Origin of the sequence: Rhodococcus sp. IEGM 1366 (assembly GCF_033142425.1) — a bacterium.
Lineage (GTDB): Bacteria > Actinomycetota > Actinomycetes > Mycobacteriales > Mycobacteriaceae > Rhodococcus_F > Rhodococcus_F globerula.
Map to the genome: position 1 here is coordinate 118,199 of NZ_JAWLRZ010000006.1, position 12,617 is coordinate 130,815.

Genomic DNA, 12,617 nt, shown 5'->3' on the forward strand with positions numbered 1-12,617 from the left:
CTGGCTATGCATGAATGTGCAACTGGCCTTACGCTACGGATGCAGCAATCCAAACTATGACATGCATCACAATGGAGTGAGGGTGGGATGGAGAAAGCCAAGCGATTAGGGCTCCCCGGCGAGTTGGCAGCCGAGTTCGCAGGAACGATGATCTTGATCTTGTTCGGCGTCGGAGTTGTGGCGCAGGTGGTGTCCGGCGGGAGCGGCGGAGGGCTCGGTGGGCATGACAGCATCGCGTGGGCCTGGGGCCTGGGTGTCATGTTCGGAATCTATGTCGCCGGCCGGGTGACGGGTGCTCATCTGAACCCTGCCGTGACGTTCGCCTTCGCGATCTTCCGGGGATTCTCCTGGCGCAAGGTGCTGCCGTACACCCTGGCGCAGACCGCTGGAGCCTTCGTCGCCGCGTTGATCGTCCGCTGGAATTACAACGACATGCTCAATGCAATCGATCCCGGACACACGACCGCCACTCAGACGATCTTCTCGACCATGCCCGGAAACGGAACGCTCCCGGTCAGTCTCGGCTCGGCGCTGATCGATCAGATCATCGGCACGGCTATCCTGTTGTTCCTCATTGTTGCAGTCACCGATTCTCGGGGAACTCCGCCACTCGCGAATCTCGCGCCGTTCGTCGTCGGCTTGATCGTGGTGGGAATCGGATTCGCCTGGGCGACCAACGCGGGCTACGCCATCAACCCGGCGCGCGACTTCGGACCACGCTTGGCGTCGTATCTCACCGGCTACGGCAGTGCGTGGCGAGATCAGTACGGGAGCCTGTATTTCTGGGTGCCCATTCTGGGTCCCCTGATCGGTGCTCCGATCGGAGTGTTCCTCTACGACAAGCTGGTTGGACGATTCCTGCCTGACGACGAGTCGGCAGAGAAGGCGATCGAAGAGCCGGCGACGATACCGGCGTGATCGCGAATCAACATCTCTGACAGTAAATCTCTCGCACTTTTCTCGATAGCAAAGGGGTAGCACGATGGCGCAGTTCGTAGCCGCGATAGACCAGGGGACCACCTCCACACGTTGCATGATCTTCGATCACAGTGGGCATGTGGTTGCCGTCGAACAGCACGAGCACACACAGATCTTTCCGCAGGCAGGGTGGGTCGAGCACGATCCGATCGAGATCTGGGACAACGTCCGCAACGTCACCGCGGGCGCGTTGGCCAATGCGGACCTGACCGCGGCCGATATCGCATCCGTCGGAATCACCAATCAGCGAGAGACGGCGGTGGTGTGGGAACGCGCGACCGGAAAACCCGTCTACAACGCAATCGTCTGGCAGGACACACGCACCGATCGAATCTGTACTGCACTCGCCGGCGAGGACGGACCGAAGAAGTACACCGAAGTCACCGGACTGCCGTTGGCCACGTACTTCTCGGGTCCGAAGGTCAAGTGGATACTCGACAATGTCGAGGGTGCTCGCGAGAAGGCCGAAGCAGGCGAGTTGTGCTTCGGCACGATGGACACCTGGGTGCTGTGGAACATGACCGGTGGTGTCGAAGGCGGAGTGCACGCCACCGACCCCACCAACGCGTCGCGCACTCTGTTGATGGATCTCGACACTCTCGCATGGGATTCGGCGATCTGCGCCGACATGGGTATTCCCGAATCCATGCTTCCCGAGATCCGTAGCTCGTCCGAGATCTTCGGATTCGTTCGTGAGCGTGGCACGCTGTCCGGAGTGCCGATTGCAGGAATCCTCGGCGATCAGCAAGCAGCGACCTTCGGTCAGGCCTGCCTCTCACCGGGCGAAGCGAAGAACACTTACGGAACCGGCAACTTCGTGCTCCTCAACACCGGCACCGAAAAGGTGATGAGCAAGAACGGATTGCTGACGACGGTCTGCTACAAGATCGGTGATCAACCGACGATCTACGCGTTGGAAGGATCGATCGCCGTGACCGGTTCGCTGGTTCAGTGGTTGCGGGACAACCTCGGAATGATCAGCAGTGCAGCAGATATCGAGGTGGATGCGCGTTCGGTGGACGACAACGGCGGAGCGTACTTCGTGCCCGCGTTCTCGGGTCTTTTTGCTCCCCACTGGCGTGCGGATGCCCGCGGCGCCATCGTCGGCCTGACTCGGTTCGTGAACAAGGGTCACCTTGCCCGTGCGGTGCTCGAAGCGACCGCGTATCAGAGCCGTGAGGTCATCGATGCGATGAACCTCGACTCGGGCGTCGATCTGAAGGTTCTCAAGGTAGACGGCGGAATGGTCGCGAACGAACTGCTCATGCAGTTCCAGGCCGATCTGCTCGATGTCGAGGTGATCCGTCCGGTGGTTGCAGAGACCACGGCATTGGGCGCGGCGTATGCAGCCGGTCTCGCAGTCGGGTACTGGGACAGCGAGGACGATATCCGCAGCAACTGGGCGAAGGACAAGAGTTGGACGCCTTCGATGGATTCGGCCGAGCGTGACCGGTTGTACGCAGGTTGGCAGAAGGCCGTCACACGGACCCTGGACTGGGTCGACGCGGACTGATCCTGCGTCCCCAATTTCTACCTATTTTCAAGTGAAGGAACCCTTTTCATGAGCACAGCACAAGCATTGAGTCCGTCCTCGCGGGCGGAGTCGCTGAAGAAGTTGGAAGAAACCGAACTCGATGTCCTGGTCATCGGCGGTGGCGTGGTCGGCGCGGGCAGCGCACTCGACGCCGCAACTCGAGGTCTGAAGGTGGGCTTGGTGGAGGCACGTGACTTCGCGTCCGGAACCTCGAGCCGGTCCAGTAAGTTGTTCCACGGCGGACTGCGCTACCTCGAGCAGTTCAATTTTGCGCTCGTGTTCGAGGCACTGCGTGAGCGGTCCCTGGTACTGAACTCGCTGTGTCCGCACCTTGCGAAGCCGGTGCCGTTCATCTACCCGCTCGAGAAGCTGATCGACCGGCCGTACGTCGGTCTGGGCATCGGCGTTTACGACGTGATGGGCGCAGGCCGTGGGGTTCCCTCACACCACAAGCATGTGGGAAAGAAGAAGACCCTCGAATCGTTCCCTTCCGGAAAGCGTTCTGCCATCCGCGGTTCGGTCAAGTTCTACGAGGGACAGGTAGATGATGCCCGGCACACGATGATGCTGGCGCGCACGGCAGCCGAGTACGGCGCGCTGTGCGTCAACAGCACGCGCGTCGTCGGTTTCCTCCGCGAGGAGGACCGGGTTGTCGGTGTGAAGGCAGTGGACCTGGAAACCGGTCGCGCGTTCGAGATCCGGGCTCGCCAGGTCATCAACGCAGCAGGCGTGTGGACTGACGAGATTCAGGAAATGGTCGGTGGGCGAGGACAATTCCAGGTCCGCGCGTCCAAGGGCGTGCACCTGGTCGTCCCGCGCAACCGCATCAACTCGTCAACCGGAATCATTACGCGGACCGAGAAGAGCCTGCTGTTCGTGATCCCGTGGGGAAGCCACTGGATCATCGGTACGACGGACACGGACTGGAACCTCGACCTCGCGCATCCGGCAGCGAGCCGAAGCGACATCGACTACATCCTCGGTCATGTCAACAAGCTCCTCCAGGACGAGCTGACGCACGAGGATGTCGTCGGTGTGTACGCGGGACTGCGTCCGTTGCTGTTCGGCGAATCGGATTCGACCAGCACTCTCTCCCGTGAGCACGCGGTGTCGAGTCCGGTTCGGGGTTTGACGGTGGTGGCCGGTGGCAAGTACACCACCTATCGCGTGATGGCCAAGGACGCAGTCGATTCCGCGGTACACGGACTCGAACAGAAGGTGCCGAAATCCTGCACCGAGCGTATCCAGCTGGTGGGTGCCGACGGTTATTTTGCCGCACACAACAATCGGCATCTCACCGCTGAGCGCACCGGGCTCCACGTTTCGACCATCGAGCACCTACTCGGGCGGTACGGCACTTTGGCTGACGAGTTGTTCGAACTCATCGAGGCGAGGCCTGAACTGGGGCAGCCGTTGGACTCCGCCCCTGAGTACCTCAAGGCGGAGATACACTACGCCGCGAGTCACGAGGGTGCGCAGCATCTCGACGACATCCTCACCCGTCGTACCCGCATCTCCATCGAGGTGACCGACCGCGGCGACGCGGCAGCCGCGGAAGTAGCCGAACTGGTTGCGCCGGTGCTGGGTTGGACTCCCGAGCACATTGCCGAGGAGATCGAACACTACCGGTTGCGTGTTGCAGCCGAGCGGGAATCGCAGGAGCAGCCCGATGACCTGACCGCTGATGCGGCGCGCCTTGGTGCACCGGACGTTCGCACGGGCGTCACCGTAGGGTGACTTCCGCTGTGCGCCTTTATTAACCGCGGGGGTTAAGAAAGGCGCACAGCAGAGCGGCGCGAACGCCGTACCTGCGCGTACTCGTAGCCATTCTGCCAGGCGACGGTGGCCACCAGCACCCAGATGATCCACGTTGCGCTCATATGTGTGCCGACGATGCCCATGACGATGGGGATGGCGGTGCAGGGGAGCGCCCAGCCGAGCAGCCACCGTCGGTCCGATCGCGCAAACAGCCCCGCCACGGTGCTGATTCCGAAATAGACTGCGATGCTTCCGCACAACAACCACCGCAGGTTCGCGGGGGTGTGTTCCGCGCCGTGTTCGGTGGCAGCTCCGAGGCCCGCGACCAGAACCGCGATAGCGCCGGTGGTGAAACAGTGCAGAGCCATGTCGATGCGAGCGGGAAACTTCTCGGGCTGCAGGTGCGGAACACCGGCGTGGCCGTAGAGAAGCGAGAGTGCCCACATGCCCGAGAGCAGCACAAACGATCCGACTGCGAGGCTGACTACCGTCGAGTCCCAGGTGAGCTTCGAGGCCGCGGAGATCACGAGGATCACACCCTCGCCTAATACGATGATGACGTACAGGCCCAGCCGCTCGGCAAGATGAGCCCGATCGGAGTGCAGGGCTTCGAGTTCGGGCAACCGGTCGTCCTTGAACCCGCGAACCTTGATGATGCGGTCGAGCTTTTCCTGCGCGTCTTCCATGATCGCGCTGCCGGAGACGACGAACATGATCAGCAGATCGATGGTCACGCCGGCGGTCCAGAGCCAGAACCGAGTTTCGCCCTCGAACCAGAACGAGACGATCCACGGGATCACACCGAGAGACATCTGGGCGATCGGCCAGTCCACGACTATCTGGCCGTTGTGCCACACCCGACTCGCGAGCAGGCGTACGGCCACGTAGGCGACAGCGAAGGCCAGCGCATGGTTGTCGTGGATGCCGGCCACGGCCGCCATCATGACGGCCAGTCCGAACATGGCGATCAGCATGCTCGGGATTCGGACGCGGTCGCCGGCAACGTTGCCGTACATCGTGAACGTCGCCCACGCGGTCCAGAACGCGAGATAGAGCAGTGCGTACAGAGCGATATCAGACCACGACGGCGAACCGTGGAGCAGGTGAGCCAGCTGACCGATGCCGGCAACCACGACCAGGTCGAAGAACAATTCGATCCATGACGCGTGTCTCTCGAGCACTGCCTTCTGCTTCGAGTCCGGTTCATTTCCGAGTTCCGACATAAAGCTCAGTATCGGTTATCGGCATCAACAGTGCTGGTAGGCGACGAAGTTGTCCGTTTTTTCGAAGTTGTGCTTATGCTGTCCGTTGAGTGATCTGGATCATAGTTCGGGTGAGGTGGTCGACGTGCACGGTAGCGGTAACCTCGCGCTGTCCGCTGCGGACTACGACCGTGTCTTTGCGATCCTCGACTACTGTTCGGCCGCGAGAACGCTCGATCAGCTCAAGAACCTCCTCATGGTCGCGTTGCACGATCACTACCGCTGCCCCAACACCACCTTCCTCGTCGGTCCCACATTCACGTCGGCATTCGCTGACCCGAATCCGGTGACCACGGGTCGGATTACTCCGATTCTCGACGAGTATCAAGCGCGGTGGTATCCCGATGACGTGTTCGCGACAGCGCAATCTCGGGCGACATTGATGTCGTCCCCGGCCATCACCCACACTCAATTATTCGATGTGCCATCGGAATCGGCGACGTACCTCAGCGATTTTCTTTATCGCAAGCGTTTGCACAGCGCAGCGGTCATGCACCTCCAACTGGCTCATGGCGTTCACGGATTGGTCGGGATTTTCGATTCGGAGGGCAAGGATCTGTCCGCGACCGACGTGGCGGGTTTGGGGATAGTGGGTCGGCAACTATCACTGTTGTGTCAGACCTTGCCCGGTCAGTCGAGTCCGAGTTGGCAGGAAAAGTTGACGCGGCGGCAGCGTGATCTTGCCGAACTGTTGGCCGACGGCCATACCAACGACGAGATCGCGGTGATCTTGTCGTTGAGTCCCGACACGGTGAAGAAATACGTCAGCCGGATCCTCGCTGTGCTGCACGTGCGCAATCGGGCGGAGTTCGTGAAGTTGGTCTACCAGCACAAATTGGCCGACCAGCAGGCCTGAAATTATCCACTTTCGTGCACTGTGACTGGCGTCACTTGATGGATAGCCTTTGTGTGCACGGCCAAGAATTGGACCACGGCACAAGGAGAAACTCATGAGCAGGCTTCGCTTCGGGTATTTCATGGCACCGTTCCACGTCCCCGGACGTAATCCGACGGCAGCGTTGCAGCGCGATCTCGAACTGGTCGAACATCTCGACCGGTTGGGCTACGACGAGGCGTGGTTCGGTGAACATCACTCCGCCGGAAGCGAAATCATTGCATCACCGGAAATTATGATTGCCGCGGCATCGCAGCGGGCACCGCGAATCCGGTTCGGAACCGGCGTGACGTCGCTGTCGTATCACAATCCCCTGTGGGCAGCTGATCGAATCATGCAGTTGGACCATCTGACTCACGGTCGCACGATCTTCGGCGTCGGGCCCGGATCGTTGCCCACCGACTCGGCGATGATCGGACTCAATCCGACAGACACGCGAGAGTTGTTGCAGGAGAATCTCGACATCGTCGTTCGGCTGCTCCGCGGCGAGACGGTATCGGCAAAGACCCGCACTCACGAGTTGTTCGACGCGAAGCTGCAACTCGCCCCGTATTCGGAGAACGGTATCGAAATAACCGTTGCCGCAGTCGCTTCCCCGACCGGGCCACGCCTGGCCGGCACACATGGTCTGGGTTTGCTGTCCATCGGTGCGACCCTGTCCGCCGACGGTTTCGATGCGCTGGCACATCATTGGAACGTGATGGAGGAGCGCGCAGAAGCCAACGGCACCACGGTGGACCGTCGCAGGTGGTCTCTGGCGGGGCCGTTCCACATCGCGGAAACCGAGGCGGAAGCGCGCAAGCAGGTGGAGTACGGAATCGAGGAGTGGTTCGACTACTTCCAGCACGTCGCGGCCTTCCCTCAGATGGCGGTCTCGGGGTCTCGTTTGAACGAGATGATCGACTTCGTCAACGAGGCGGGAATCGGCGTTATCGGCACGCCGGAGCAGGCTCGGCGTCAAGTGCAACGACTGTGGGATCAGTCCGGTGGATTCGGATGCATGCTGCAGATGGGACATGACTGGGCGAATCCGCAGGACACGCGTCGTTCGGCAGAGTTGTTCGCGCAGGAGGTCTTTCCCCATTTCCAGGGGCAGGCGCAGGCTACGTTGGATGCAGCGCAGCATGCACGGGCCGTCCGGGAGGGACATGCCAAGGCACAACTCGACGCGGTGGATCACATGACGAAGAAGTACGCCCAAGAGGTCGCAGACAAGGCCTGACGTGTACATCAGGGTCGAGGAAGGCCGGGTCAGCGTCGAGGATGCCGGGAACCTACGGGACTTCCATGTCGAGGTGCCGTCGGACATGACCGAGCGTGAACTCGACGAGGTGCTGCGCGCCCGGGATTTCGGTTATGCGCGCGGTGCAAGCGCTTTCATTCTCACGAAGCGAATCGAGAACGCTGCGGCAGGCGTAGCGGAGATGATCGACTACGCCAAGCGTAAGGGCTGGATAGACGAGGACGGAAAAGCCTTGCAAGCCCACGTTGTTCGCACGTAGCGGCTTCTTTCAGACCATGTCTTTCTTCTGTAGCCATCGCAAGATGGGCCAACCGCAGAAGACGGGCAGCCAGCAGGTCAGCACGCGGTAGAGGAGGACCGACGGGACCGCAATGCTCGCGGGGAGTCCGAATGCCGTCAGGCCGCCGATGAGGGCGGCCTCGACGGCGCCGACGCCGCCGGGTGTCGGGGCGGCAGATGCAAGCGTTCCGCCGATCATGGTCACGATCGTGACGGTGATGAACGTTGTTCCGCCGCCGAACGCTTCGACGCTGGCCCACAGTGCCAATGCTGCGCCGAGAGTTGTTGCCGCACTTCCGCCGACGATGATGAGGAAGCGTGTGGGGTTACGTGCCAGCTGACTCAGTTCGCCGAGAACCTCGGTGATCTGTGGCTTGAGATCCTCGTTGAGCCAGCGCCGCAGTTTGGGGATGAACATGAATGCGCCCAGAATTCCCAGGGCGATGCCGCCGATGAGGGACAGCACTGTCGTTCCGGGGATGAAGTGCGACAGGTTGGCATCTCGGCCGGCCACGACGGAGAAGAAGATCAGCAGACCCACGTGGGTCACTACTTGAACCGTCTGTTGCAACGCCACTGCAGCTGTGGCTCGGACGGTTCCGAGTCCACCCTTCTGGAGGAAGCGCACACTCAGTGCCAGACCGCCGACACCGGCCGGCGTGGTGGTGGCCGCAAACGTGTTGGCCACCTGCATGATCAGCAGATGTCGATAGCTGACCATCGACGACGCGCAGGCCCACAGCGCTGCGGCGGCACCGACATACGTCAGTGCTGAGACTCCGAGTCCCAGCAGTGCCCACCACCAGTTGGCGGTCTCGAGTTCGGACAGGAATGTCGGCACCTGAACCACGAACGGGTAAGCGACGTAGACCAAGCCGATGAGGAGCACCAGCTGGATGATCTGATTGCGACTGAATCGTGTGACCTGTGCCGGGGCGACTTTCTCGATGCCGTTCTTGGCGCCGACTTCGTCGCGGATCTCGGTCATCAGCGGGGTGGAATCGGGGATTCCCTTGCGGATTCGGTTCGGCATAGCTGAGGCGGTCAATCGTCCGGAAGCGGCAAGAATTGTTTCCGCGCCCTGGGTGCGGATAGCCGCGTCCACAGCCGACTCGACGCCGAACAGTGCTGCCGTGGTGAGGAGCAGCTGTGCGTTGTCCGATTGCATCTGCACGTCGGTAGCGCCGAATTCGGAGTAGGCGTAACCGCCGAACAGGACTCCGCCGCCGTCGATGTGGATCTCGGATGCACGGAGGTCGCCGTGTGCCATCTGGTGGACGTGCGTCGTGTGCAGTGTCTGCCACAGTGTGTCGACAAGCTTGGTGGACGGACCGTCCGCGTCGAGATCCTCGATTTTCTGATCGCGGGCAGCGACGGTGAGTGGGATCCCACGGGGAGTGGGGCGAGCGTACATCTCCCAGCCACGATCGAGTGGTGCGGTTGCCACCGCCTTGGAACTTGCGAGTCCGATGTCGGCAAACGCGATTCCCATCAACGCACGATGTTCGACGGCTCGGCGGAGCGACGCATGACGCGGCGGAGTCTCGCGATTGCGCAGGGAAATCCAGCGGAAAGTCTGCCGGATCACGCCGCTGCTGCGCTGATTCTGTCCGTACAGTTCGACGGTCAGATCCTTGCAGAGTTCGTCATCGGGGACTTCGTCGACGGCTGCGGACAGGACAAGTGGGCCGAGACCTGACGGGCTGACCACTCGGAACGCCGTGACCCGGTAGCCGCGTTTCGACAGCACACGCACTGCGGAATCGAGCGGAACTTCGAGAGCGGGTGTGCCGACCAGCAGGACGATGACGGCACCGATGAGATAACCGACGGCCAATCCGAGCATCGACCGGGCGGGCACGATCGCACTGACGACGAGGTGGATCGGCGCGAACAGCAGAAGCAAGGTCCACCAGACTCGTCGCCACTTCTTTGCCAGCCACGGTCCGGACACGGTCAGAACGGCGGCCAGCATCGCGATCCAGCGGGGATCGTCGAGGAACTGGGACAGGAAGGTGGCGTCGAGGCGGTCGGGCACGTCGAGGTGCCATTTCGGGGCGGAGAGGCCGGTTCCGGTGAATGACAGCGCCACCAGCGCACACATCGCCGCCGCGGCATACCCGGCAAACAGTTTCCAGCGTCTGCCGACGATCAGTTCGATGAGAATCGCGAACGGCAGAGCCAGGATAGAGAGGCCGTACAGCAGGTACACCGTGTCGGACAGGCTGGGCGAGAGAACACCGACGATGTTGGACACGGAGGTCTCGAGGGCGTCCCACTGACTACGGGTGATCAGCGAACCGGCGATCACACCGCCAAGGACTACCGCAGCAAATACGACGCGCATGATGTCGCTGGTTCTGCGTTGCAGCGGCGGCAGCAGACTTCCCGTTACCGGGATGTCCCGTCCGTCAACACGCATATCCTCAGAACTCTTCTCATGCAGGTATCGGCAGCCGTTGTGGTTACCTCGACTCAAAGTACCGTGCCGGCGTCAGTGCGCCGCAAGGCAGCGACGTGTTGTCCATCCGCGAGCAAGCACGTGTTGCCGCGCGTTCGCGGTAAATGCAGCAGAGATCGTACGTGGCCGGACATCAGAGCGTAAAATTCACATTCCGGATGCTCGACGGTAAGGAGCGCACCACTTATGAGTCCTGAGTCGAACGGTGTCGACGGTCGGGTTCCAGACTTGTCCGTCAAAGGCGCCAGAATCTCCGTGACCGAGGACTACGCGCACGAGATCGACGAGATTGCGAACCTGACGGACAAACTCGGGGGGCTGGAGCCTGCCGAATACGCGGATGCCTGGAAACAGGGGTACCCGTACGAGAAGAAGATGTCGCGGCGGGAGTACGAGCGTAAGAAGCGCCGCCTCCAGATCGAATTGCTCAAGTTGCAGCTGTGGGCCAAGGAGACCGGTCAGAAGATTCTGATCATCTTCGAAGGGCGAGACGCGGCGGGCAAGGGTGGTTCCATCAAACGGTTCACCGAACATCTCAATCCGCGTGGCGCGCGCGTCGTTGCGCTGGAGAAGCCGACCGATATCGAGCGCACACAGTGGTATTTCCAGCGGTACGTCGCGCATCTTCCGAGTGGCGGCGAAATCGTGATGATGGACAGGTCGTGGTACAACCGCGCCGGCGTCGAACGTGTGATGGGGTACTGCACGCCGACGCAGTATCTCGAATTCATGCGGGAAGCACCGGACTTCGAGCGGATGCTCGTCAACTCCGGGATTCACCTGCACAAGCTGTGGTTCTCGGTGAGCCGTGAGGAGCAGTTGGCGCGGTTCGCCGCCCGTCGAACCGACCCGGTGCGTCAGTGGAAGCTTTCACCCACTGACCTTGCCTCCCTGGACAAGTGGGACGACTACACCCAGGCCAAGGAGGCGATGTTCTTCTACACGGACACCGGCGACGCTCCGTGGACGGTGATCAAGAGCAACGACAAGAAACGCGCTCGGCTCGAGGCGATGCGTCACGTGCTCGCCTCCTTCGAATACCCCAACAAGGATCACCGGGTTGTGGGAATCCCGGATCCCCTGATCGTCGGACCGGCGTCAGCCGTCTTCGAAGAGGGCGAGCACGTCAACGTCGAGTTGCCGACCCTGGCCTAGGTCCGCCTGTTCAGATCGAACTGGCCTCCGCCCACAGATTGATGCCGCTCTCACGCGCGTGTCGATCGATGGAGGCGAGTTCGTCGGCGCTGAACTCGAGATTGTCGAGTGCTCCGACGTTGGCTTCGAGCTGCGGCACACTGGATGCTCCGATCAGCACCGAGGTGACGCGCGAATCGCGGAGCGCCCAGCTGAGCGCGAGTTGCGCCAATGACTGGCCACGACCACGGGCGATGGCGTCGAGGGCCCGGATGTGGGTCAGAGCATCGTCGGTGAGCCACGACGGGTCGAGTGATTTGCCTTGTGCCGCACGTGAATTCTCGGGGACGCCGTCGAGGTAGCGGTCGGTGAGCATTCCCTGGGCCAAGGGGGAGAACGCAATCACGCCGACGCCGAGTTCGTCGACAGTGGCGAGTAGATCCTGTTCGATCCAGCGGTTCAGCATCGAGTAACTCGGCTGGTGGATCAACAGCGGAACACCGGCTGCTTCGAGTAGTGCGGCGATCACGCCGGTGCGCTCGGGGGAGTACGAACTGATCCCCGCATACAACGCCTTGCCCTGCTGGACGGCGCTGACGAGAGCTCCGGCAGTCTCCTCGATCGGGGTCTCCGCGTCGGGGCGGTGACTGTAGAAGATGTCGACGTAGTCGACACCGAGGCGGCTCAGCGACTGGTCGAGTGAAGCCAGCAGGTACTTGCGTGAACCGCCGAAACCGTAAGGGCCCGGCCACATGTCCCACCCGGCTTTCGACGAGATAATCAACTCGTCGCGATGGGATGCAAAGTCCTCCCGCAAGATCCGTCCGAAATTGGTTTCGGCACTGCCGTACGGCGGGCCGTAGTTGTTGGCCAGATCGAAGTGGGTGATGCCGAGGTCGAATGCGCGTCGTAGCACGGCCCGTTGGCGGTCGATGGGGACGTCGTCGCCGAAGTTGTGCCACAGGCCCAGTGAAATGGCGGGAAGCTTCAACCCGCTCTTGCCGGTACGACGGTAGGGCATGGTGTTGTAGCGATCGGGCTGCGCGACATACGGTTCGGACATTGTTCCTGCC

10 protein-coding genes are annotated in these 12,617 nt (G+C 61.6%); 7 read left to right on the forward strand and 3 right to left on the reverse strand.

Annotated elements, in window-relative coordinates; genetic code table 11:
* The first annotated feature begins 87 nt into the window (after positions 1 to 87).
* The 3 genes from R4P64_RS18855 (at position 88) to R4P64_RS18865 (ending at position 4,249) form a co-directional block, all read left to right on the forward strand.
* A complete protein-coding gene (locus tag R4P64_RS18855) occupies positions 88 to 918 on the forward strand; it encodes an MIP/aquaporin family protein (protein ID WP_317540758.1) in 831 nt (276 codons plus the stop codon).
* Between the two features lie 64 nt (positions 919 to 982).
* Positions 983 to 2,491: a glycerol kinase GlpK gene (glpK, locus tag R4P64_RS18860; RefSeq protein WP_141486396.1), complete on the forward strand. Its 1,509-nt coding sequence runs from the start codon at positions 983 to 985 to the stop codon at positions 2,489 to 2,491.
* 48 nt (positions 2,492 to 2,539) lie between these two features.
* Positions 2,540 to 4,249 (forward strand): glycerol-3-phosphate dehydrogenase/oxidase, encoded by a 1,710-nt coding sequence (locus tag R4P64_RS18865; RefSeq protein WP_317822205.1) that lies wholly within the window; start codon positions 2,540 to 2,542, stop codon positions 4,247 to 4,249.
* A 32-nt stretch (positions 4,250 to 4,281) separates the two neighbouring features.
* Here the strand turns inward: R4P64_RS18865 and R4P64_RS18870 are convergent, their stop codons facing one another.
* Positions 4,282 to 5,493 (reverse strand): low temperature requirement protein A, encoded by a 1,212-nt coding sequence (locus tag R4P64_RS18870; RefSeq protein ID WP_317822207.1) that lies wholly within the window; start codon positions 5,491 to 5,493, stop codon positions 4,282 to 4,284.
* A 124-nt stretch (positions 5,494 to 5,617) separates the two neighbouring features.
* On the opposite strand from R4P64_RS18870, the gene R4P64_RS18875 reads away from it, so the two are divergent.
* The 3 genes from R4P64_RS18875 (at position 5,618) to R4P64_RS18885 (ending at position 7,929) form a co-directional block, all read left to right on the forward strand.
* The gene (locus R4P64_RS18875; protein WP_317822209.1) at positions 5,618 to 6,388 is read left to right on the forward strand and encodes a helix-turn-helix transcriptional regulator; all 771 of its coding nucleotides are present in this window, start codon (positions 5,618 to 5,620) and stop codon (positions 6,386 to 6,388) included.
* Positions 6,389 to 6,482: 94 nt separating this feature from the next.
* A complete protein-coding gene (locus tag R4P64_RS18880; RefSeq protein ID WP_045069061.1) occupies positions 6,483 to 7,649 on the forward strand; it encodes an LLM class flavin-dependent oxidoreductase in 1,167 nt (388 codons plus the stop codon).
* A gap of 1 nt (position 7,650) precedes the next feature.
* Complete coding sequence (locus R4P64_RS18885; protein ID WP_317822210.1) at positions 7,651 to 7,929, forward strand: hypothetical protein; 279 nt, start codon at positions 7,651 to 7,653, stop codon at positions 7,927 to 7,929.
* A gap of 9 nt (positions 7,930 to 7,938) precedes the next feature.
* Here R4P64_RS18885 and R4P64_RS18890 read toward each other — a convergent pair whose 3' ends face one another.
* On the reverse strand, positions 7,939 to 10,371 hold the full coding sequence (locus R4P64_RS18890; RefSeq protein WP_317822211.1) for a lysylphosphatidylglycerol synthase transmembrane domain-containing protein: 2,433 nt from the start codon (positions 10,369 to 10,371) through the stop codon (positions 7,939 to 7,941).
* A gap of 225 nt (positions 10,372 to 10,596) precedes the next feature.
* Between R4P64_RS18890 and ppk2 the strand changes: the two genes are divergently transcribed.
* A complete protein-coding gene (gene ppk2 / locus R4P64_RS18895) occupies positions 10,597 to 11,565 on the forward strand; it encodes a polyphosphate kinase 2 (protein WP_162487757.1) in 969 nt (322 codons plus the stop codon).
* A 10-nt stretch (positions 11,566 to 11,575) separates the two neighbouring features.
* Here ppk2 and mgrA read toward each other — a convergent pair whose 3' ends face one another.
* Complete coding sequence (mgrA, locus tag R4P64_RS18900) at positions 11,576 to 12,607, reverse strand: L-glyceraldehyde 3-phosphate reductase (protein ID WP_317822213.1); 1,032 nt, start codon at positions 12,605 to 12,607, stop codon at positions 11,576 to 11,578.
* Positions 12,608 to 12,617: the final 10 nt, after the last annotated feature.

Bases quoted from the DNA above. Each gene is read 5' to 3' on its own strand.
- R4P64_RS18855 (WP_317540758.1), top strand. From the start codon at position 88: ATGGAGAAAGCCAAGCGATTAGGGCTCCCCGGCGAGTTGGCAGCCGAG.
- glpK (WP_141486396.1), top strand. From the start codon at position 983: ATGGCGCAGTTCGTAGCCGCGATAGACCAGGGGACCACCTCCACACGT.
- R4P64_RS18865 (WP_317822205.1), top strand. From the start codon at position 2,540: ATGAGCACAGCACAAGCATTGAGTCCGTCCTCGCGGGCGGAGTCGCTG.
- R4P64_RS18870 (WP_317822207.1), bottom strand. From the start codon at position 5,493: ATGTCGGAACTCGGAAATGAACCGGACTCGAAGCAGAAGGCAGTGCTC.
- R4P64_RS18880 (WP_045069061.1), top strand. From the start codon at position 6,483: ATGAGCAGGCTTCGCTTCGGGTATTTCATGGCACCGTTCCACGTCCCC.
- R4P64_RS18890 (WP_317822211.1), bottom strand. From the start codon at position 10,371: ATGCGTGTTGACGGACGGGACATCCCGGTAACGGGAAGTCTGCTGCCG.
- ppk2 (WP_162487757.1), top strand. From the start codon at position 10,597: ATGAGTCCTGAGTCGAACGGTGTCGACGGTCGGGTTCCAGACTTGTCC.
- mgrA (WP_317822213.1), bottom strand. From the start codon at position 12,607: ATGTCCGAACCGTATGTCGCGCAGCCCGATCGCTACAACACCATGCCC.